Annotated in this window: 18 protein-coding genes, 2 tRNA genes and 1 pseudogene; 16 read left to right on the top strand and 5 right to left on the bottom strand. The window is 55.0% G+C overall.

The window, feature by feature from the left end:
• The first annotated feature begins 28 nt into the window (after window positions 1-28).
• Window positions 29-181: a hypothetical protein gene (locus tag ACREYP_RS08335; RefSeq protein WP_498881255.1), complete on the top strand. Its 153-nt coding sequence runs from the start codon at window positions 29-31 to the stop codon at window positions 179-181.
• A gap of 487 nt (window positions 182-668) precedes the next feature.
• Here the strand turns inward: ACREYP_RS08335 and drpB are convergent, their stop codons facing one another.
• Window positions 669-941: a cell division protein DrpB gene (gene drpB, locus ACREYP_RS08330; RefSeq protein ID WP_008458086.1), complete on the bottom strand. Its 273-nt coding sequence runs from the start codon at window positions 939-941 to the stop codon at window positions 669-671.
• Window positions 942-2,291: 1,350 nt separating this feature from the next.
• Between drpB and mgtA the strand changes: the two genes are divergently transcribed.
• The 4 genes from mgtA (at window position 2,292) to ACREYP_RS08310 (ending at window position 7,361) form a co-directional block, all read left to right on the top strand.
• The gene (gene mgtA, locus ACREYP_RS08325) at window positions 2,292-4,985 is read left to right on the top strand and encodes a magnesium-translocating P-type ATPase (RefSeq protein WP_008458082.1); all 2,694 of its coding nucleotides are present in this window, start codon (window positions 2,292-2,294) and stop codon (window positions 4,983-4,985) included.
• A 75-nt stretch (window positions 4,986-5,060) separates the two neighbouring features.
• Window positions 5,061-5,297 (top strand): hypothetical protein, encoded by a 237-nt coding sequence (locus ACREYP_RS08320; protein ID WP_008458080.1) that lies wholly within the window; start codon window positions 5,061-5,063, stop codon window positions 5,295-5,297.
• Window positions 5,298-5,299: 2 nt separating this feature from the next.
• The gene (locus ACREYP_RS08315) at window positions 5,300-6,952 is read left to right on the top strand and encodes a Na/Pi cotransporter family protein (protein ID WP_008458078.1); all 1,653 of its coding nucleotides are present in this window, start codon (window positions 5,300-5,302) and stop codon (window positions 6,950-6,952) included.
• A 67-nt stretch (window positions 6,953-7,019) separates the two neighbouring features.
• Window positions 7,020-7,361 carry a DUF2493 domain-containing protein gene (locus ACREYP_RS08310; RefSeq protein ID WP_008458076.1) on the top strand — a complete coding sequence of 114 codons (342 nt, stop codon included), beginning with the start codon at window positions 7,020-7,022 and terminating at the stop codon, window positions 7,359-7,361.
• Window positions 7,362-7,405: 44 nt separating this feature from the next.
• Here the strand turns inward: ACREYP_RS08310 and ACREYP_RS08305 are convergent, their stop codons facing one another.
• Window positions 7,406-8,938, bottom strand: a complete 1,533-nt coding sequence (locus ACREYP_RS08305; RefSeq protein WP_498881254.1) for an amino acid ABC transporter permease/ATP-binding protein — start codon at window positions 8,936-8,938, stop codon at window positions 7,406-7,408.
• 24 nt (window positions 8,939-8,962) lie between these two features.
• Window positions 8,963-9,790 carry an ABC transporter substrate-binding protein gene (locus ACREYP_RS08300; RefSeq protein ID WP_498881253.1) on the bottom strand — a complete coding sequence of 276 codons (828 nt, stop codon included), beginning with the start codon at window positions 9,788-9,790 and terminating at the stop codon, window positions 8,963-8,965.
• Between the two features lie 530 nt (window positions 9,791-10,320).
• Here ACREYP_RS08300 and ACREYP_RS08295 point away from each other — a divergent pair.
• The 8 genes from ACREYP_RS08295 to ACREYP_RS08260 all read left to right on the top strand — a co-directional run bounded on the left by ACREYP_RS08295 (window position 10,321) and on the right by ACREYP_RS08260 (window position 18,653).
• Window positions 10,321-11,244 carry a LysR substrate-binding domain-containing protein gene (locus ACREYP_RS08295; protein WP_008458071.1) on the top strand — a complete coding sequence of 308 codons (924 nt, stop codon included), beginning with the start codon at window positions 10,321-10,323 and terminating at the stop codon, window positions 11,242-11,244.
• Window positions 11,245-11,420: 176 nt separating this feature from the next.
• Window positions 11,421-12,686 carry a flavin-containing monooxygenase gene (locus tag ACREYP_RS08290; RefSeq protein ID WP_008458068.1) on the top strand — a complete coding sequence of 422 codons (1,266 nt, stop codon included), beginning with the start codon at window positions 11,421-11,423 and terminating at the stop codon, window positions 12,684-12,686.
• Between the two features lie 26 nt (window positions 12,687-12,712).
• Window positions 12,713-13,141 (top strand): RidA family protein, encoded by a 429-nt coding sequence (locus ACREYP_RS08285; RefSeq protein WP_008458066.1) that lies wholly within the window; start codon window positions 12,713-12,715, stop codon window positions 13,139-13,141.
• Entirely contained in the window at window positions 13,138-13,812 is a 675-nt protein-coding gene (locus ACREYP_RS08280) for a DUF1028 domain-containing protein (RefSeq protein ID WP_498881252.1), read from the top strand. Before ACREYP_RS08285 ends, ACREYP_RS08280 begins: the two co-directional genes overlap by 4 nt.
• Entirely contained in the window at window positions 13,805-14,953 is a 1,149-nt protein-coding gene (argE, locus tag ACREYP_RS08275; RefSeq protein WP_498881251.1) for an acetylornithine deacetylase, read from the top strand. The genes ACREYP_RS08280 and argE overlap by 8 nt, the downstream gene beginning before the upstream one ends.
• Window positions 14,954-15,277: 324 nt before the next feature.
• Window positions 15,278-15,907, top strand: a complete 630-nt coding sequence (locus tag ACREYP_RS08270; protein WP_498881250.1) for a hypothetical protein — start codon at window positions 15,278-15,280, stop codon at window positions 15,905-15,907.
• A 114-nt stretch (window positions 15,908-16,021) separates the two neighbouring features.
• Window positions 16,022-17,290: an MASE1 domain-containing protein gene (locus ACREYP_RS08265; RefSeq protein WP_008458058.1), complete on the top strand. Its 1,269-nt coding sequence runs from the start codon at window positions 16,022-16,024 to the stop codon at window positions 17,288-17,290.
• A gap of 37 nt (window positions 17,291-17,327) precedes the next feature.
• Window positions 17,328-18,653: an HdeD family acid-resistance protein gene (locus ACREYP_RS08260; protein WP_336818024.1), complete on the top strand. Its 1,326-nt coding sequence runs from the start codon at window positions 17,328-17,330 to the stop codon at window positions 18,651-18,653.
• Window positions 18,654-18,669: 16 nt separating this feature from the next.
• Here ACREYP_RS08260 and ACREYP_RS08255 read toward each other — a convergent pair whose 3' ends face one another.
• Together ACREYP_RS08255 and ACREYP_RS08250 are read right to left on the bottom strand one after the other, a co-directional pair.
• Window positions 18,670-19,005, bottom strand: a complete 336-nt coding sequence (locus tag ACREYP_RS08255; RefSeq protein WP_008458053.1) for a DMT family transporter — start codon at window positions 19,003-19,005, stop codon at window positions 18,670-18,672.
• A 175-nt stretch (window positions 19,006-19,180) separates the two neighbouring features.
• Window positions 19,181-19,270: transfer RNA gene (locus ACREYP_RS08250), tRNA-Ser, on the bottom strand.
• A 94-nt stretch (window positions 19,271-19,364) separates the two neighbouring features.
• On the opposite strand from ACREYP_RS08250, the gene mtfA reads away from it, so the two are divergent.
• The 3 genes and pseudogenes from mtfA to ACREYP_RS08235 form a co-directional block, all read left to right on the top strand.
• Window positions 19,365-20,162 carry a DgsA anti-repressor MtfA gene (mtfA, locus tag ACREYP_RS08245; RefSeq protein ID WP_008458051.1) on the top strand — a complete coding sequence of 266 codons (798 nt, stop codon included), beginning with the start codon at window positions 19,365-19,367 and terminating at the stop codon, window positions 20,160-20,162.
• A 100-nt stretch (window positions 20,163-20,262) separates the two neighbouring features.
• Window positions 20,263-20,338, top strand: a tRNA-Asn gene (locus ACREYP_RS08240).
• Between the two features lie 236 nt (window positions 20,339-20,574).
• Window positions 20,575-20,830 (top strand): annotated as a pseudogene (locus ACREYP_RS08235) (Arm DNA-binding domain-containing protein); the annotation flags it as partial.
• Between the last annotated feature and the right edge of the window lie 16 nt (window positions 20,831-20,846).

Raw genomic sequence — 20,846 nt, 5'->3', positions numbered from 1 at the left:
AAAAGCGCATTGTGCTTTGGGGGCGAACATGGGCCAGCATCGCGGCGTCTCCGGCATCACCGCCGGCGTGAAGACACATCATCAGCTGATGCAGGCTGGAAATACGGCACAGGAACGAAAGTTCATAGCGTTTGCGAACGGCCAGGCGGCGCGGACGCAGAGCGGTATGTTCCTTTTTTAAGGACGGAGAATGCGAATAGCGAAGTGAATGATATAGAACGCCGGCGCTGCACCAGAGCCGGGACCAATTTACGGCACAAACATTATCCAGCGAATCAGAATAAACGACGTCGTCTTTTTCCAGTTCGCTCACGCTATTAAACCAGCAGCTATTATTCAACCAAACGCGCGCCCTGCTGCCGAACATCGGCAACATAGTGCGAACAAACGTTATGATTCGAACAATATAAATGTGCATAGTTTTCCCCATAAATCTCCCCGCAGTGTAGACAGTTCGAAAAATAACAAACGTGACTTTACGCACAGTTATATAAATACGATAAACCTTCTTTTTAATGAGGAATAAATAGTATTGCAGCGCAGAGAAAAATTAAATGATGCCGGGAAAGAGCATGAAATAAATAGGCTGGCTTCAGCGGAAGTTTTACAGCGGGAAGGTATACAGCCAGAGCCACGCAAAAGCAGGTGGCTCATCGGGCAATCTGGTTTCAACGCAGCCGGTTTTCTCTGGCGCGAACGGGATAAGCACGCGGCCTTGTGTACCATGCTATCCAGCCCAGCACCGCCGCAACGGACCCGAGCACCAGCAACCCCATCAGCGCCCCGAGGAGTTTACCGCTAAAGGTGCCTAAATCGCCGCTGGTTACCCCACTGACGACCCAAAAATAACGCACCATCGCCCAAACGATGTACAAACAAAAAGCATAGAACAGCCACAGCGCAATTTTGCCGCCGGGGCTGCGAGTTGGTTTCGCATCCATAACGTTCGACCTAACTTTCAACTGAAACAAAAACGGGTTGTCGACCGCAGTTCCACTGCCGTCTTAATGTGATTTTTATCACACTAACGCAGCAGATGAACCGCTATAAGCGTTAAATTTTGTTTCAAATCAAAGCGCGAGGGGCAAAAACCGGCTTTGCCCGCAAGTTTTGATTTAGTTTAAGGAAAATATTAATGGTGACGATATCTCTCGTCTAAACAAGAATCGGGCACAAATCCTCCCCTCACCCCGGCCCTCTCCCCAAAGGGGCGAGGGAGAAAACTGCAGGTCAGAACAATACGTAATCTGTTCCCTCTCCCTTTCTGGAGTGCTCGATTTGTTCCCTCTCCCTTCCAGGGAGAGGGTTAGGGTGAGGGTCAGTAACGAGAACACCGGGTTTCGGGGGAATGACGGCGATCCCCCAGGCCGTTTACAAGTTAGAAAAAAACACAACTCAGGGAGTGAGATAAAAAATATCCTTTATTCTCTTCCCTCAATATTCCCTCACTGAAATATAAACGAACACATTTAATTTCCACTGGCGGGTTGACAATAGTACTGCCCATGGGTAGATTTCACGGGCCGAAGTTGCGGCCTTTCCTAACCTGACATAAGAGACTAATGGATACTGAATTTAGTAGCTGCCCGAACATGGCCTTAATGGCGGTTCGGGAAAGTAAACATGAAATCGATTGTGATCACTTCTTCGTTTTGGTGTGTCTCGCCGGAGCCTGATGCTCTCGTGTTGTCCCACCTCGACCAGGGTTTTCACGGTCCCGAGGTGTGTTATGAACTTCAAATCTACCCTTTTTCCTGGTGTCAAAACAGTGACATCAACGCTGCGTGTCCGGCCGCCCCGCGATCGGGTGTTGTCCGCACGCAAAAAACAGTCAAACTCAATTTTCTCTTCGAAAATCAGTGAGTTGAATCAACGCATCACTAACTGGCGTGTCAGTCCTGTCACCGGCCAGCTGGAGCGTCGTTGCAGCTTCTCTGATGGCGAAGACCCTCAAAGTCGACCCTTCGTAGCCTGATTCAGCCGTTACGCCGTAGGTTCGTCTGCGCGCTATGCCGCAGCCCGCTTCCGTGCGCCTCGCTGAGTTACGTCACTGCTGGTACCTGTTTATTCGCTGATGCCTTCTGGCATATTTCTCAGCAGGAATAAACACGTCCCGAGAAAAGAAAATATAAATTTCTTACCTGTTTATTTTTAATAAATAAATAGTGAGAAACCCTGTGCGAAATTAATTTAAAACCGATCGCTCATGCGACATCGGGCTATTTTCGGTCGCCCTTAATCTGGCGTTTACCTTAAAGAGTCTGCTGCCGTCCGGCGACAGGAGCACCACCATGACTGTACAAACCAAGAACCGTAATAAAAAAAGCACGCTGTCTATGCGTGCCGCCCAGGAAGCCAAAAACGGCATCGCAGAAACCCTGGTCAACCTGAACACCACCCGGGAAGGTCTGCAGGAAGCCCACGCCAGCGCCCGGCTGGAGCGGGATGGCCTGAACGAAGTTGCCCATGACAAGCCGCCTCACGCGCTGGTTCAGCTGCTGATGGCATTTAATAACCCATTTATCTACGTGCTCGGCATTCTCGCCGGGATCAGCTTCTTTACCGATTACTGGCTGCCCACCAGCCACGGCGAAGACGGCGACCTGACGACGGTGACTATCATCGGCACCATGGTGGCGCTCAGCGGCCTGGTGCGTTTCTGGCAGGAACACCGCTCGGCGAAGTCTGCCGAGGCGCTGAAAGCGATGGTTCGCACCACCGCCACGGTTGTGCGTCGTGAACACGCAGGGCAAAAAGGAACCCCGCGTGAAATCCCGATGCGCGAACTGGTCGTGGGCGACATCGTGCAGCTCTATGCGGGGGACATGATCCCGGCAGACGTGCGCCTCATTGAGTCCCGGGATCTGTTTATCAGCCAGGCCGTGCTGACCGGTGAAGCGCTGCCGATTGAGAAATACGACACCCTGGGCGACGTGGCGCAAAAGTCCGCGCACGATAAGGCGATCGACAGCGAAAACCTGCTGGATATCCCGAACATCTGCTTTATGGGCACCAACGTGGTCAGCGGTACCGCGCAGGCGGTGGTGGTAGCAACCGGGCCACGGACTTACTTTGGCTCGCTGGCTAAAGCGATTGTCGGCAGCCGCGCACAAACGGCCTTCGACCGCGGCGTGAACAGCGTCAGCTGGCTGCTGATCCGCTTTATGCTGGTGATGGTGCCTGTGGTGTTTCTGATTAACGGCCTGCTGAAAGGCGAATGGTGGGATGCCCTGCTGTTTGCTCTGGCGGTAGCCGTAGGGTTAACGCCTGAAATGCTGCCGATGATCGTCAGCGCCAACCTCGCCAAAGGCGCGGTGGCTATGGCGAAGCGTAAAGTGGTGGTTAAGCGCCTGAACGCTATCCAGAACCTGGGCGCAATGGACGTGCTGTGCACCGACAAAACCGGGACGCTGACGCAGGATAAGATCATCCTCGAGCATCACGTGGGCACCAACGGCCAGAAAAACGAGTCCGTGCTGGGGCTGGCCTGGCTGAACAGCTACCACCAAAGCGGCATCAAAAACCTGATGGATCAGGCAGTCATTTACTTCTCTGACAATGAGCCAAACTTCGTCAAACCGCAGGGCTACAGCAAAGTCGACGAGATGCCGTTTGATTTCGTCCGCCGCCGCCTGTCGATTGTGGTGAAGGACAGCCAGAGCAATCACCTGCTGGTGTGCAAAGGCGCCGTGGAAGAGATGCTGAGCATTGCCACCCACATGGAAGAGAACGGCAAGGTAGTCGCGCTGGATAATCAGCGCCGTGACGCCATGCTGGCAATGACCAATGACTACAACAAAGACGGTTTCCGCGTCCTGGTGGTGGCCACTCGCGATATTCCTAAAGCCGAGGCGAAAAAACAGTACGGCACCGACGATGAGCATGACCTGATTATCCGCGGTTTCCTCACCTTCCTCGATCCACCGAAAGAGAGTGCAGGCCCGGCAATTGCTGCTCTGATGGACATTGGCGTAGCGGTAAAAGTGCTGACCGGCGATAACGCCATCGTCACCACCCGCATCTGCCGCCAGGTCGGGCTGGAGCCGGGTGAGCCGGTACTCGGCCCGCAGATTGAGCAACTGAGCGACGCCTCCCTCCAGCAGCTGGTGGAAGAGCGCACCGTGTTTGCCAAGCTGACGCCGCTGCAGAAGTCTCGCGTGCTGAAGGCGCTGCAGGCCAACGGCCATACCGTGGGCTTCCTGGGCGACGGGATTAACGACGCCCCAGCCCTGCGCGATGCCGACGTCGGTATCTCGGTCGACAGCGGCACCGATATTGCCAAGGAATCCGCCGACATCATCCTGCTGGAAAAGAGCCTGATGGTGCTGGAAGAAGGCGTGATCAAAGGCCGCGAGACTTTTGGCAACATCATGAAGTACCTGAACATGACCGCCAGCTCCAACTTCGGCAACGTGTTCTCGGTGCTGGTCGCCAGCGCATTCATCCCGTTCCTGCCGATGCTTGCGATCCAGCTGCTGCTGCAAAACCTGATGTACGACATTTCCCAGCTCGCGCTGCCGTGGGACAAAACGGACAAAGAGTTCCTGAGCAAGCCGCGCAAGTGGGATGCCAAAAACATTGGCCGCTTCATGGTCTGGATTGGCCCGACGTCGTCCATTTTTGACATGACCACCTTCGCGCTGATGTGGTTTGTGTTCAGCGCCAACAGCGAGCACATGCAGACCCTGTTCCAGTCCGGCTGGTTCGTTGAAGGCCTGCTGTCGCAGACGCTGGTGGTGCACATGCTGCGTACCCAGAAAATTCCGTTCATTCAGAGCACTGCCGCCTGGCCGGTACTCATGATGACCGGGCTGATTATGGCGATTGGGATTTACGTACCGTTCTCTCCGCTCGGGCCGTTGGTTGGGCTGCAGGCGCTGCCGTGGCAGTACTTCCCGTGGCTGGTGGCTACCCTGCTCGCCTACTGCTGCGTGGCTCAGGGCATGAAAACGTTCTACATGCGTCGCTTCAAGCAGTGGCACTAACGCTGCGTTAAGTAAGGTAAAAAAGTGCCGCTTCGGCGGCACCTTTCAGGCAAGTAACACAAGCTGGAAAGCATTATGGAAAAGCAACATTCCATTATTTTCCTGATTAAAAATAAGACCATCGCACTGGTTGTCTTATTTTTAATGAAAATAACCCGCACCCTTCGCGTCCACGCCCTGGCCTGGTTCGCCGGAGGGAAAATCAACTATCGACACGCGAAAGCGTTACTAAACCTCGCCAGCGCCATACATCGTTTTTCGATCAGGTTACTGCGTTTTGTTACACCACCCGCCCTGAAGAGGGGGAATTGATTATGTCCGGAACTACTCTGTTAATTAACCTGGCTGGCGCCATCGCTTTGCTGCTCTGGGGCAGCCATATGATTTCAACTGCGCTGCAGCGCGGCTTCGGCACGCCGCTGCGCAACTGGATGGGACGCCACCTCACCAGCCGCTGGACGGCCCTGCTCGCCGGGATCGGCATTACCGGCGTTCTGCAAAGCAGCACCGCGGTAAGCATGATGGCGACGTCGTTCACCGCCGCAGGGACGCTGAGCCTTGCCCCAGCCCTGGCGGTGATGCTCGGCGCTAATATCGGCTCCACGCTGGTGGTGCAGCTGATGAGCTTCGACATGGAAATGGCCATCCCGCTGCTTCTGCTGGCCGGGTTTGTGGTCTTCAAGCTGCGCGACCATTCCAACTTTGAGAGCGTGGGCTGCGCCCTGATTGGCCTCGGCCTGATGCTACTTGCCCTGCATTTACTGAGCGGCACGCTGGCGGAAATCGAAGTCACGCCGGTGTTTCACGCCGTGATGCAGGGGCTGCAGGGCGATATCTTAATCGCCCTGCTGGTGGCCGCGATCCTGACGCTGCTGTGCCACTCCAGCGTGGCGATCATTTTGCTGATCGCTTCCCTCGCGGCCACCGGCGCGATGGGGCCAGAAACAGCGCTGATTCTGGTGATGGGAGCCAATATTGGTGGGGCGTTGCCGCCGGTACTGAACGCGGGCTCCGCCGTGGCTCGTCGCCTGCCGGTTGGCAACCTGGTTGTTCGCCTGGTCGGCTGCGCGCTGGCGCTCTTAATGCTTCCGCTGCTGACGGATCTTGCGCAGAAGTCCGGGCTGAGCACGCCGCAGCTGGTGGTGTGGTTCCACACGGCCTTTAGCGCCGTGCTCGCACTGTTGTTTATCGGTCTGACCGCGCCGATGGCTCGTTTCCTGGAGCGTTTGTTCCCGGAAGAAGAGCGCGTGGGCGACCCTGGGATGCCGATGTATCTGGACGATGCCGGCCTCGAAGTGGCTTACATCGGCCTGTCTAATTCAGTCCGTGAATCGCTGCGCGCAGCCGACATGCTGACCATCATGCTGGACCGCCTGCTGGTGTTGTTTGTCACCCAGGAAAAGCAGGCTGCCGATGAGATTCGCCAACTTGATCAGTCGGTGGATCTGCTCAGCGCGGCGGTGCGTGCTTACCTGGCCGATATCAGCCATGACGGGCTGAATGACGCGGATGCCGATCGCGCCCAGGAGATCCTGATGTTCATCATCAACTTCGAGCATGCTGGGGACATTCTTTCCAGCAACCTGACCCAGTTAGCTACGCGCCGCGCTCGCCGTGGCGAACTGTTCAGCGACTTTGAATTACACAATATTCGCCTGCTGCACGCGGAGATCCTCACCAGCCTGCGCCTCGGCATCGCCGCGTTTATGCGTGAAGATTTATCCGCTGCCCATCAGCTGGTGCAGCGCAAGGAAACCATTCGTCAGCTCGAGGCTTCCGCCAGCCGCGAGCACTTCAAAAAACTGCGAGAGGACAAAAATGCCTGGGCGGAATCCGGCGACATTTTCCAGCGAGTGCTGCGGGACTACCGCCGCGTACATCACCACATCGCGGCCGTGGCCTACCCGGTGATTGACCGTCTGGGCGATAAGTCGCTGCGCTTTATCGAAACGCCGCCGGACGCTTAAAAAACAATAACCGCCGCAAGGTGGACGAAGCATCTTTTCAAGGAAAGCAACGTTAAGGTACAGAAAAGTGAGAGTTTTAATTTGCGCAGGTCGGTTTTATGCCGACACCCATACCCTCACCCGCGTGCTGGATTTATATGCCAGCACGCAGACAATGAATGTGCTGATCCACGGGGGACATCAGTCGCTCGGCGGCGCCATTGAAACCTGGGCACGCGGCACCGACGTGCACGTCATTCGCTACCCGGCCAACTGGGCGCTGCACGGCAAATACGCGGAAACCCGCCGCAATCTGTTTATGCTGGAGGACAGCCGCCCCGACGTGCTGCTGGCCTTTCCTGGGGGAGAAGATACGGCGGAGTGCGTACGAATGGCGCGCAGTTCCGGCGTGAAGGTAATAGAGATTTAATCCACCCGGGCTGCGGCAGGATAATGTTACCGCAGCCCGTTTTTTTAGGCCGTAACAGGGGCCAGGTTTACGTCTTTCAGGAATTCGGTAATACGTGGGTTCTCTCCGCTGCGCAGCGCCTGAGGAGAGTCATCGCAAACGACTCGCCCTTTTTCCATAAACACAATTCTGTCCGACACGCTGAACGCGAAGTTCATCTCGTGGGTGACAATCACCATCGTGATGCCCTCCTCCGCCAGGTTCTCAATCACCTGCAGCACCTCATTCACCTTTTCAGGATCCAACGCCGAGGTAGGCTCATCGAACAGCATAATTTGCGGACGCATCATTAAAGCCCGGGCAATCGCCACCCTTTGTTGCTGCCCGCCGGAAAGCTGGTGTGGGTATTTGTGGGCGTGCTCGAGCATGCCGACTTTGCGCAGCAACACGCAGGCATCGCGCTTCAGCTCTGCATCCGTCGCCAGGCGATGGTAGTGCGGGGCCAGCATCAGGTTTTTCATCACCGTTAAGTGCGGGAACAGGTTAAAGCCCTGAAACACCATGCCGATGTTCAGCCGGTGCGCGGCGTTTTCCAAATACTGCGGCTTCTGGGCCCCGTGTTTTTCCAGGCGAATAAACGGCTGGCCGTTGATCAGGATCTCGCCGTTATCCAACTGCTCGAGGCCGTTCAGCAGACGAATCAGCGTGGTTTTGCCGGAACCTGACGGACCAATGACGGACACCACTTCACCGGGCTTGATGTCCAGGTTCACCGCGCCAAGCACCTCCACGTTGTTGTAGGCCTTGTGCAGCTTGCGGGCCTGCAGCGCGGGAACATTCACTGCCAGAGCCGGGCGAGCAACCAGCCCGCTTTCCTGTGCCGCCATCGTTTCCAGTTCGGCTTCCGGCAGGCGTGCGGTTTTGCGCTGGGTGACATCCAGCCGTTTTTCCAGCAGCTTTAGCAGGAAATCAAAAACGGTCACGATAAACACATAATAGAAAGCCACCGCCGCCATGGTCTCCATCACCAGGAAGTTTTGCGAGTAAAGCCGCTGCCCAACCATCAGGATCTCGGTCAGTGAAATCACCGAAACCAGCGAGCTAAGTTTCACAATGGAGATGTATTCGTTCGCCAGCGACGGCAACGCCACCCGCAGCGCCTGCGGCACAATGACCAGCCACTGAATGCCGGCGTAGCGCAGCCCCAGGGCATGGGCGGCCTCACGCTGCCCGCGAGGGATAGCCAGCAGGCCACCACGGTGAATCTCGGCAATATAGGCCGTTTCACTCAGCACCAGCGCGATAAGCCCGGCCCAGAACGGGTCGCTTAACAAGGCCGAGCTGCCGGGCAGCGCCTGAGGCAGGTTATAGACAAAAATCAGCAGCACCAGCAGCGGCAGGCTGCGGAACAGCCAGATATAGGCCCGCGCCGGTAAAGAGAGCCAAGGAGACGCCGCCTGTTTGCCCAGCGCCAGAAGAAAGCCAAAGCCAATGCTGATTACCCAGCTCAGCAGGCTCAGCTTAATCACGGTCCAGGTTGCCTGCCAAAAATCGGCATTGCTAAACAGGCTGAATAAATAGTTCCAGTCAAACGACATATCTGTACTCCCCGGCGGTAATGATTACAAACTGCTGGCCTGAATTTCGGCTTCGGACGGCTCCGCCAGGTGATACTTTTTCACTAATGCCGAGTACTTGCCGCTCGCTTTAAAGGCCGCAATGCCTTCGTTCAGCGCTTTTTTCAGCTCCGGGTTGGTTTTACTCACCCCAAGCCCCACCAGCACCGGGTACAGCAGGTCGGTCGAGGTCACCGCCAGTCGCCCTTTCATTTTGTCCACCACCTGACTTGCCACGGCGGCATCGGTCATCTGCACTTCAACCGCGTGGGAAAGCAGCGCCTGGGTTGTCTGCGGGTCGGTTGAGAATTCGCTAACCGTAATCGGCTTCAGCCCCTGCTTCACGCAGTAATCCGCCGACAGCGTGTGCAGTTTTTCCAGCCAGTAAGTGCCCTGCATCGACCCGACTTTATGCCCGCAAAGCTCTTCCGGCTTGGTTGGCTTGAAGCTGGCATTGCTCAGCGTCAGCAGCGACTCGCCGGTTTTCAGGTAAGGCACCATGTCGATCACCTTCTGGCGCTCCGGGGTGATAAACAGCGCGGAAGCAATCAGCTCGAAGCGTTTCGCCTGCAGGCCGGGGATCAGGCTGGTGAAGCGGGTATCCACGTAATTGGGCTGCAGCTTCATCGCTTCGACCACGCCGTTGATAAATTCAATATCGAAACCCGCCGGGGTTTTGCCGTCGAGGTATTCGTAAGGCGGGAAGGTAATATCGCTCCCCACCGTAAGCTGACCGGGGGTCATCACGGCCGCCTGAGCCCCGCCGCTGAGCAGTAAAGGCAGCGCCGCCGCCATGCAGGAAAATAACGCCTTGCTGTGTGAGGATGTAAACATGCGATGACTCCAGTGCAGGTGGTTAATCATTTTTATGGATGCCCCAACGGCGGCACCTGAAACAACGGATGATTTTCGCGCCGGGGAATGCCTTGCAATATATTCGCCAGGACGATAATCACTCGATGAGCGTTTGCGATGGGGTCATGCTGCAGCAGAAGCGCGTCGGGATAAAGGACGAAAAATATGCCTTACCTCTATAAAAAATTGTTTTAATGCAATGGTTATTTTTTTGCACCAGCGCAGCGCAAGATATTAATTCGCCGAAGAAAAGCCAATAAAGACATATTTCAGGCAGATAATAGCGGCTCAAAATATTCACCCGCACCAAAAAGGTGCGGATCATTTTTCGTCTGCCACTTTTTGGGGATAATTCGTGGCCAATAAAAATAAAAATATTTTTTCAGGGCATAATTTTACCGTTTGTGTCCACCACTGTTACACCTGGCATGAGCCTTGCTGCAAACTGACTGAATAGCCTGAAGCTCTCTTCAAGGCTGCATTGACAATAAAAAAGCGGGGTTAGCGCCATGACACATTTCACGCTCAAGCAGCTCAAGTACTTTGTCACCGTCGTGGAGGCGCAGAGCATCGCTGAAGCCTCAAGGCAGCTGCATATCGCCCAGCCTTCCGTTTCCATTGCCATCAAAAACCTGGAAGACACTTTTGAGCAGCAGTTTTTTATTCGCCACCACGCGCAGGGCGTTTCGCTCACGCCAGGCGGGCTGCGGTTTTATGAAAAAGCACGCGAGTTGCTGCGGCTTTCATACCAGTTTGAGCAAAATGCCAAAGCGGATAACGACCTGGTTTCCGGCACCATCGCCATCGGCTGCTTCGAGTCCGCGGCCCCGCTTTATCTGCCGAGGCTCATCGCCGGGTTTCGCAAGCTTTATCCTGACATAACCATCCGACTGTACGACGGGGAGCAAAATGAACTGACCCACGGGCTGCACCGCGGGCGCTTCGACCTCGCCTTTATGTACAACCTGGAGTTAGAGAGCACGCTGCATACCGAAAAACTGAACGCCCCGCAGAAACCTTACGCTCTGCTGCCTGCGGCTCATCCGCTGGCGAAAAAAACCACCGTCACGCTCAAAGAACTCAGTCGCGAACCGATGATCCTGCTGGACGTTATTCCCAGCAAAAGCTACTTCATGAATATTTTCACCGACAAAGGCCTGCACCCGGAGGTGGCCTACAGTTCGCCGTCGATTGAAATGGTGCGCTGCATGGTCGGCCAGGGCATGGGATTTTCGGTGCTGGTCACCCGCCCCTGCACCGACATAACCTATGACGGCCAGCGCGTTAAGCAGGTGGAAATCATTGATGATATGGCGGCCTCTACGCTGGTGATGGCTTATTTACGCAATAACGAGCCGACCCGGCCGACGCGCTTATTTATGGATTACTGCCGCACCTTTGAGCTGATGCCGAAAACCCTGGTCGAAAATTAAAAAGTGGTGTTTCACCGTCTTAAAATACAGGAAATTCATAGCCCATAGCTGGAGACCACTTTATTTATACCTTATCCCTAGATTTATAATATTTTACGGAATGTCTGCCGCTTAATAACCTTGTGCCATCGCGAAGCTGCGCTGAACCTTATTTCCCGAGCATCAAGGAAACAGACATGACCGAAATAAAAACACAGACAGATACCCTTGTGATTGGTGCCGGCCAGGCCGGGATCGCCATGAGCGAGCACCTGACGCGCCTCGGTATTCCCCATCTGGTGCTGGAGAAAAACCGCATCGCCGAAGCCTGGCGCAGCGGCCGCTGGGATTCGCTGGTTGCCAACGGCCCGGCCTGGCACGACCGCTTTCCTGGCCTTGAATTTGACGCCGCCGACCCGGACAGTTTTATCCCCAAAGACGAGGTGGCGAACTACTTCCAAAACTACGCCCGGAAATTTGAAGCGCCGGTAAAAACCGGCGTGGAAGTGAAAAGCGTGACGCGCCATCACGGCAGGTCGGGTTTCACGGTGGAAACCAGCGACGGTATTGTCGAAGCAAAGCATATCGTGGCCGCCACCGGGCCTTTCCAGCGCCCGGTCATCCCGGCCATTGCTCCGGCAGATGACGGGCTGCACCAGATTCATTCCGCCGCCTACAAAAACCCGGCTCAGCTACCGGCTGGCGCGGTGCTTGTGGTGGGGGCTGGCTCTTCCGGGGTACAAATCGCCGATGAGCTACAGCGTGCGGGCAAGCAGGTTTACCTTTCCGTGGGTGCCCACGACCGCCCTCCCCGCGCCTACCGCAACCGGGACTTCTGCTGGTGGCTGGGGGTGCTTGGGCTGTGGGATGCGGCGGCCAATCAGCCTGGCAAAGAACACGTCACCATTGCGGTGAGTGGCGCTCGCGGCGGCCACACCGTTGATTTCCGGGCACTCGCACACCAGGGCATTCACCTCGTCGGCCTGACCCAGCGCTTCGCCGAGGGGAAAGTCTTTTTTGAAGATAATCTGGCACACAACATCCGCCAGGGGGATGAAAGTTACCTGGCCCTGCTGGACGCCGCCGATGCGTGGATTACCCGCAACGGGATCGATCTGCCTGAAGAGCCGCAGGCCCGAGTCTTCCCGGCCGATCCGCTTTGCGTCACCCAGCCCACGCTGGAATTGAACCTGGCCGAAGCGGGCATCACCTCGATTATCTGGGCGACCGGATACGCCCCGGACTACGGCTGGCTCAACGTGGATGCCTTTGATGCTCAGGGCAAACCACGCCACCAGCGCGGCGTTTCCAGCGAGCCGGGCGTCTATTTTCTCGGCCTGCCGTGGCTTTCCCGCCGGGGCTCAACGTTTATCTGGGGCGTGTGGCATGACGCGAAATACGTCGCCGACCACATTGAAACCCAGCGCAAGTACAGCCGCTATCTCGACGCTTCCCAGCGCTAACCTTTTTGCCAACAAGGAATTAACCGATGCCCACGCATACCCGTATTCGCATGTTTAACACCAAAGAGACTTACCCTAATCAGTCGCTGAACAACGATCTCTGCCAGGCGGTACGCGCCGGTAACACCGTGTATGTGCGCGGCCAGGTCGGGACGGATTTTGAAGGGAATTTGATTGGGCTGGGCGACCCGCAGGCGCAGGCTGAGCAGGCCATGAAAAACGTTAAGCAACTGCTGGAGGAAGCCGGGAGCGATCTCTCCCACATAGTGAAAACCACGACTTACATTATCGACCCGCGCTACCGCGAGCCGGTGTATCAGGAAGTCGGCAAATGGCTGAGAGGCGTCTTCCCGATCTCCACCGGGCTGGTGGTTTCCGCCCTCGGCCAGCCGCAGTGGCTAATGGAAATCGATGTTATCGCGGTGATCCCGGGCGATACTCAGGGGGAAAAATGACCTTTTCCATCGCCGCACGCTGCCGGGACACCGGCCAGCTTGGCATCGCCATTAGCTCGTCCAGCATCGCGGTCGCCGCTCGCTGCCCGTGGCTGGTGCCGGGCGTCGGCGCGGTGTCGAGCCAGAATATTACCCTGCCCGCGCTGGGCCCGATGGTGCTGTCGAAGCTGGGCGAAGGTGCCACGCCGCAGGAGGCGCTAAAGCTGGTCGCCAGTGAACATCTGCACGGCGACTACCGGCAGGTGACGGTCATCGACAGCAACGGCAAAACCGCCTGCCACAGCGGCATTAATTCACTGGGCATTTACCACGCCGTGGAGGGGGACAACTGCGTGGCGGCGGGCAATATGCTGGCCGATACGTCAGTAATTAACGCCATGATCGAACGCTTCGAACAATGCCCCGGCCCGTTGGCTGACAGGCTAATGACCGCCCTTGAAGCGGCGCTGGAAAAAGGGGGTGAAGCCGGGCCGGTACACTCGGCCGCATTAAAGGTAGTGGACACCGTCGCCTGGCCGGTAGTCGACCTGCGCGTTGACTGGGCGGACGATAACCCGATTGCCGCGCTGCATTCGCTCTGGCTGGCCTATAAACCACAAATGCAGGATTACCTGATCCGTGCACTCGATCCGCGAGAAGCCCCCAGCTACGGTGTGCCAGGCGATGAATAGCCAACTGATTCCTTTATTGCAGAAGTTACTGGCGCGAGACACCACCAGCCGCGAGTCGAACCTGGCGCTGATCGAGGATATTCGCGATTACCTTGCCGAATGGGGCATCAGTGCGGAGCTGTTTCACAGTGAGGACGGGCGTAAAGCCAATCTTTATGCGGTGTTTGGCCCGGCAGGCGGCGGCGGTGTGATGCTCTCCGGCCATACCGACGTGGTGCCGGTGGACGGGCAACAGTGGAGCGTCCCTCCTTTCGACATGACTTACCGGGATGGCCGCTATTATGGGCGCGGGGCAGCGGACATGAAGGGCTTCATCGCCTGCGTGCTGGCCTCCGTCCCGGCGTTTCTTTCACAGCCGCTGAAAATACCGCTGCACCTCGCCTTCTCCTACGACGAAGAGGTCGGTTGCCTTGGCGTGCGCAGCCTGGTGGAGCACCTCCGTGCCTCCAAAGAGAAACCCTCGCTGTGTATTGTTGGAGAGCCAACCGAAATGCGCCCGGTTTACGGGCACAAAGGGAAAATTGCCATCCGCTGTGAGGTGCACGGCCTAGCCTGCCATTCTGCCTATGCGCCAGAAGGGGTGAACGCCATTGAATATGCCGCCCGGCTTATCGGCAAACTGGGAGAAGTTCGTGAGGCGCTGACCCAAAAGACGGATGCCCGCTTTGATCCCCCGTTCAGTACGCTCCAGGTTGGCACCATTCACGGCGGCAGCGCGCTGAACATTGTGCCGCAGGAATGCCAGTTTGATTTTGAGATCCGCTACCTGCCGGGCGTCGAAGTCACGGCGGCGATCGCCGACATTCAGGGCTATGCGCAGCAAAAACTGGTGCCCGCCATGCAAAACATCTCCCCGGCAAGCGCCATCCGGTTTACTCCCTTGAGCCACTACCCCGGCCTGCTGACGGATGCCCAGTCAGAATTTGCCCGATGGCTGGCGCAGTGGTGCGACAGCGCTGATTTCAGCACCGTGGCATTTGGCACCGAAGGCGGGCTTTTTGATGAAGCCGGGATTGCCACGCTGATTTGTGGCCCAGGTAGCATGGACCAGGGGCACAAGCCCGATGAGTTTGTTGCCGAAGAGCAGCTGCAAAAGTGCATGGCGATGCTGGAAAACCTGCGCCAGTGGATGAGCGCTTGATCGCTGCGTAGCGTCTGTAGGGAAAAAAACAGATAATTTATGCCAATCAACAGCAAACCAACAGAACATCCCACTTAAATACATCACCATTTAAATCATTAACTCCAGGAAAGGAAAGGGCAGCGGCAAATAACCAGTATAATTCTGGGTTTATTCCTTATCGTTGAGCCATTATTTACTCTTAAGGAGGATGATCGTGGAGGATTAATAGTAATAACCCTCTGCTTTCAGAGCATTTTATTCACAATAAATTAATCTAATTTTTACATAAAGGTTTTGCTGTTTCGCTTATTAAATTCGGGTTGGATGAGGGGCATTTTCTTGTTGGAAACGACCGATTCAGCCCTGGAGTTGGTTGGGATGTCCGGGTTCAAAACACGCTTATTTTTACTTAATAAAAACAGCCAACGCCTGCTGTTATTGTGCAGTGGCTTACTGCTTAGTATGCTGGCCGCACTGATTGTCATCGGCATTTTTAAACCCACGGTAAAGCCGCTGAATGTCCGAAGTGATACTGCTGCCCTGCTGGTTTATAGCTGGGAAGATCAGGCCAGCTCGCACCTGACATCCGCGAAAATTTATCATTCGACCGATGCAGGGACCCGCAAGGATATTTTATTGATGGTCTGGAACGTGAAGCCCTGTCTTTTGGCGGGGAAAATGTCCGTCTCAGCGATGCCAAATCAGGCCATGAAATGGGTGCAACGCGAACTTCGGGAATCTCTGCGTACCGCTTTGATCCCCTCTCCCGCTTCCCACTGCGTATGCCCGGGAGCCGAAGAACGCCCCGATCTTTATAAGCAAAGCATCGTGGCAGAAACCGGATCGCATGGGCAGACCCACGAGCAAGATATAGAAGACAATCATCAACATGAAGGGCAAATACAACCTTCAGCGGCTAACGTCAGGGCTATTTTCTCAGCAGAGAAAGTCGATGCGCGGCATGCAGTCTGAAGTCTAGTAAATGGCCCTATTTTGTGTTTTCAGCCAAGGGTTGTTAGCCTTTACGTAAAATAACGCCCGACAGCGGAGTGCTGCGCGCATTCCTGAATCAAAAATGGACGAGAAATGAAAACGTATTTCCCTTCCTGGCTGCAGCAAACCGCTATCCTGCTTTTGTGGGGGCTGGTCTATTATCTGTCCGGGCTTATCTCGCTAAAATTTGACGACCCGAACTCCGCAATAGCGATTGTCTGGTTCCCATCGGGCGTTGCCGTAGCGGCTTTATTGTCTGCCCGCTGGCGTGACTACCCTGCTCTTATCCTTATCTTCGCGGTAGCAAGCATCCTGCAGGACGAAGCCTGGCATAGCCTGCCTCTTTTTTTAACCACGCTGGGTTATTCGCTGCTGGCGATGCCTGCCAACGTGCTTATTGCCTGGCTGGTACGCCGTTTCTCTCGGCCCAATGACGACCTGCACGTCATCCTGCTGTGGATCTGCGCCACCTTTATTGTCAGCCTGTTCGATGCGCTAATCGTCGGCGGAGGCTACGCGTATTTCACCGATCAGCCGATAACAAAGACCATCTGGAATGGATTCGTTGCCGACGTGACCGGGATTTTCTTCGCAACGACCGTCGTCATGGGCTTCGTGAATAAGCGTGGCCTCCAGGCCGCTCTTACCTGGTCTTCCCGTCTGACAGGTCTGGCGCTGTTACTGCTGATTTGTGCCGCAACGGTGTTTATTTTCGACTACAGCGGGACCTGGCTCAGAACCGAAGCCGCCGCGCTCTATTTTGCTCTTTCTTGCTTACCGATTGTGCTAACGCTAATGCTTTCCCTGGTCTGGGGGAATCGTGGAGGCTCGATTGGCCTGCTGACACTGGGGGCGATTGTTATCCACTTTACCGACCAGCATCAGGGGCCCTTCTTTCTCCACGGCCTTAGCTTCACCGAATCCCTGCTGCTGGCGCTGAGCTATCTCTCTGCTACCGCCTTACTGGTCGTCTTTGTGCGAGTGTTAAGCCGCTCTACGACGCGTTTCAATCCGGACACTGGCCGACTGGCGGGTAATGGCATACTTTATCGACTGGAGCCTGAAACCGGTATTTTCAACTGGGAAAACGATCTCTCTTCACTCCTGGGTTCAACTTCGCCCCAAGCGTTCGACACCATCGAGCGAGTCCTGGCGCAGGTACATCCCTCAGATCGGGAAAAACTTCGGCAGCATTGGCTCTCCCCTGTTCCGAACAAAAGCAAACCCCTGATATTTCGTATCAAGGTGAATGAGGATGAATGGCTCACGCTGGTTGACAGCGGCGGCGTTGCTATGTCCAACGGCGGGACAAGCATTATTGTCGGAAACTGGCAGGTCAGCCATTACGATCTGGCTATCTAAACACGGACGTGAGCACTTTTTAAGGAGAGACAAACTTGTGATTCAGATTGCGTTGTTACTGTTCGGCGTCGACTTTATGCGCTCAAGGGTTAAATATCTGATCCTGCTGGGGAGTCTTTGGAGCCTGCTCGGACTGGCTATTTTCCTGGACGGTCTGGACGGCGTGACCTATTTCCCGTTGCGCTTTTTTGGCCTGCTTTTGCTGCTGGAAAGTCTGGTAACGCTGAGCATCGCTTCCGGCGGAGTCGGAGCGCAAAAAGCCGTGCTTTACTTTAAGGGGGGGATTTTTTGTTTCGTCTCGCTGCTTATCTTATCCAACCAGCCCTACAGCAATTTGCTGCTGGCCATCGTGTTTGGTTTTGCTTATTTCGTCATTGGCCTGTTCGTTATTTTCTCGGCGTGGATTGTACGTTTCCCCCACTGGAAGGACACTCTGCTCACCGGTTTAGCGCAAGTTATGTTCGCCTTTTTTATGTTCAGCCCCTGGCCTACACATTATAAAGCTACGGTATCGTTCTTCCTGGGAACACTGATGATTTTCAGCGGGATCCATACCGTACGTCTTGCACTTCGCGTTGCAAGGCTGCGAGAAGGTATCTCGGTCTTCGACCTTTTAGTGCCTGCAGGAATAGGTGTTGAAGTGAAAAAAGGCACGAATATCAAGCCTAACCTCGCCGAACCCGCGAACGTTGATTTTCGTGAACCGCTAACCGTACATATCTGGACCCCGGAAGGCACAGCCAGCGCGTCAACAATTCCACGGCCGGTCATCAACCGCTATATCGCCGCAGTAGACTCCGAAGGTGTTATATCAACGGGCCACGCCGCGCTTGAAGTCCCACCTGATCTTTACATCAGCCTTTATCCTGCAGAAGACATTGATAGGTCGCCAGCCGAGTTTTTGAATACGCTTAAGGCCACACGCGATAATGATGTGCCGGGAACGTATCAGCCTGACTATGCCACTGAATCCGCAGAGTGGTGCCAGTCAGATCGCAAGATCTATTTCCATCATTACAATGGCAAAGCCTTACAGCGTTTCTGGAGTGCCTACAAGCTGACAAAAACTTACAACCTCACCTACCGTAATTGCTCGAGCAGCGTTGCTTACGCTCTTGAAGCGTCGCTGGATGGCGTGCTTTCAAAACATACGCGAAGCTGGTTGTCCATACTCAGAACGCTCGCGATGCCCGAGCTCTGGATAGCCGCCCAGGTGCGTAAACGTGCCACTTCTATGGCCTGGACTCCGGGGCTGGTGATGGATTACGCCAGAGCACTACGCAGCATCGTTCACCCTGTCCCCGAGCCATGGTATCAGCGCGTCACCTTCAAGTGGCGCGACAACAGTAAGGCCGGGGAATAGCCGTTATTAACGGCTGTCAGTGGGTAACAGACTTTGAGAAAAGCTGAATAATCATGATGCCCACGGCAATAAACAACATGCCTGCGATAGCCGGAAGATCGAGTTTTTGTTTATAAAACAGAAATGACATCACCGAAACCAGGAATATTCCCATCCCCGCCCAGATCGCATAGGCGATACCAATATTCATGGTCTTCACCACTTGGGAGAGGCCATAGAATGAAATTGCGTAGCCCACAACCACCACCACGCTGGGAACCAGACGGCTGAACCCGTCAGAGGCTTTCATCATGGTGGTCGCCAGCGTTTCTGCACATATAGAGATGGCAAGGATAACGTAAGTATTAAGCATATTTTTTCCCGTTGTACAAAATCCTCGGGAGAGTATAGAACTTAATGCGCGGCGGTATTTCAACAACAGGGAAATCGCAGCCGATGCCAGGCGTTACTGTCACACATAAGGTTACCTGTATTGCGGGAGCGAGAGATTGGTCACTGAAATGAAATGCGATAAGTGCTTGAATAATTGGCGGAGAGAGGGGGATTTGAACCCCCGGTAGAGTTACCCCTACTCCGGTTTTCGAGACCGGTCCGTTCAGCCGCTCCGGCATCTCTCCGTTCTGGTGGTTGCCATCATGCCAGGTTATGCGGCATTTTAACAGTCTGGGTTCTTTCGTTTCAGTTCAAACGATGACTTTGCGAGCAAGTAACATGATTAAGTGGCCCTGGAAAGCAACCGATTCAAGCGCCGCCCCCGCGTTACCGTGGGAGCAAGCGTTAGCCATTCCCGTGCTGGCATCACTCAGTGAAACCGAGCAGCAGAAATTAATTGGCCTTGCGGACCGTTTTTTACAGCAAAAACGGCTGGTTCCGCTGCAGGGTTTTGAGCTGGATGATTTGAAGTGCACACGTATTGCACTTCTGTTCTGCCTGCCGGTGCTGGAACTGGGCATTGAATGGCTGGACGGTTTCCACGAAATCTTGCTCTACCCTGCGCCGTTTATTGTGGATGACGAATGGCAGGACGACTTCGGCCTGGTGCATAGCCAGCGGGTGGTGCAGTCCGGGCAAAGCTGGCAGCAGGGCCCTATCGTGCTTAACTGGCTGGACGTGCAGGACTCCTTCGATGCCTCCGGCTTTAACCTGATTATTCACGAAGTTGCCCACAAGCTGGACAGCCGCAACGGCGACCGCGCCAGCGGCGTACCGTTAATTGCTTTGCGGGATGTGGCCGGTTGGGAACACGACCTCCACGCCGCGATGGACAGCATTCAGGATGAAATCGACATGGTGGGCGAAAATGCCGCCAGCATCGACGCCTATGCCGCCACCGATCCAGCTGAATGTTTTGCCGTGCTTTCCGAATATTTCTTCAGCGCGCCACAGCTGTTCACGCCGCGTTTCGCCTCGCTTTACCAGCGTTTTTGCCAGTTCTATGGGCAGGATCCGCTCCAGCGCCTGGTTGAGCGTGAAAACTCCCCCGGCACTGCCGGAAATACGGTGCATTAAATCAGCAACGAGGCGTAAATTTAACCATATGAATTAATGCGTTACTTTTACTGTTGACAGGTTTTATGGCCGACGCTAATATTCGCCCCGTTCACACGATTCCTCTGTAGTTCAGTCGGTAGAACGGCGGACTGTTAATCCGTATGTCACTGGTTCGAGTCCAGTCAGAGGAGCCATATTTAAGGGAGCAGACGTTCACTGACGTCTGCTTTCTGCATTTCTATCAGTTGGTTATCCCCTTCTTCAGGTTCACCCTCGTTCACTAAAAACCACCCGAAGCCATACCTATTAGCTGGTAAATATGTAGGTAATGGTAGCTCGATTGCGTTTTTACCAACAAGCGGGGTATGCCGTTATGCCACTTCCTGATACTAAAGTAAAAAACGCCAAACCCCTTGATAAGTAATACAAGCTGACCGATGGCTTTGGTATGTTCCTTCGCGTTAGCCCTAAAGGTTCCAAATACTGGCAAATGCTTACCGCTTCGACGGGAAGCAAAAAATCTTCTCTATAGGTGTCTACCCTGCTGTTTCACTTGCTGATGCAAGGCAGCGCCGTGATGAAGCTAAAAGACTCTTTGCTCAGGGCATTGACCTAATGCAAAGAAACAGGCAGAGGTTAAAGAGCTAAAGGCCAGGCGTGATAAAACACGCTCTTTCAGTGTAGTGACCCTGACCCCGAATA

Source organism: Enterobacter sp. TMH.L2 (assembly GCF_050847315.1).
In the GTDB taxonomy this organism is placed as follows: Bacteria; Pseudomonadota; Gammaproteobacteria; order Enterobacterales; family Enterobacteriaceae; genus Cedecea.
This window is presented reverse-complemented; position numbering and strand designations above follow the sequence as displayed.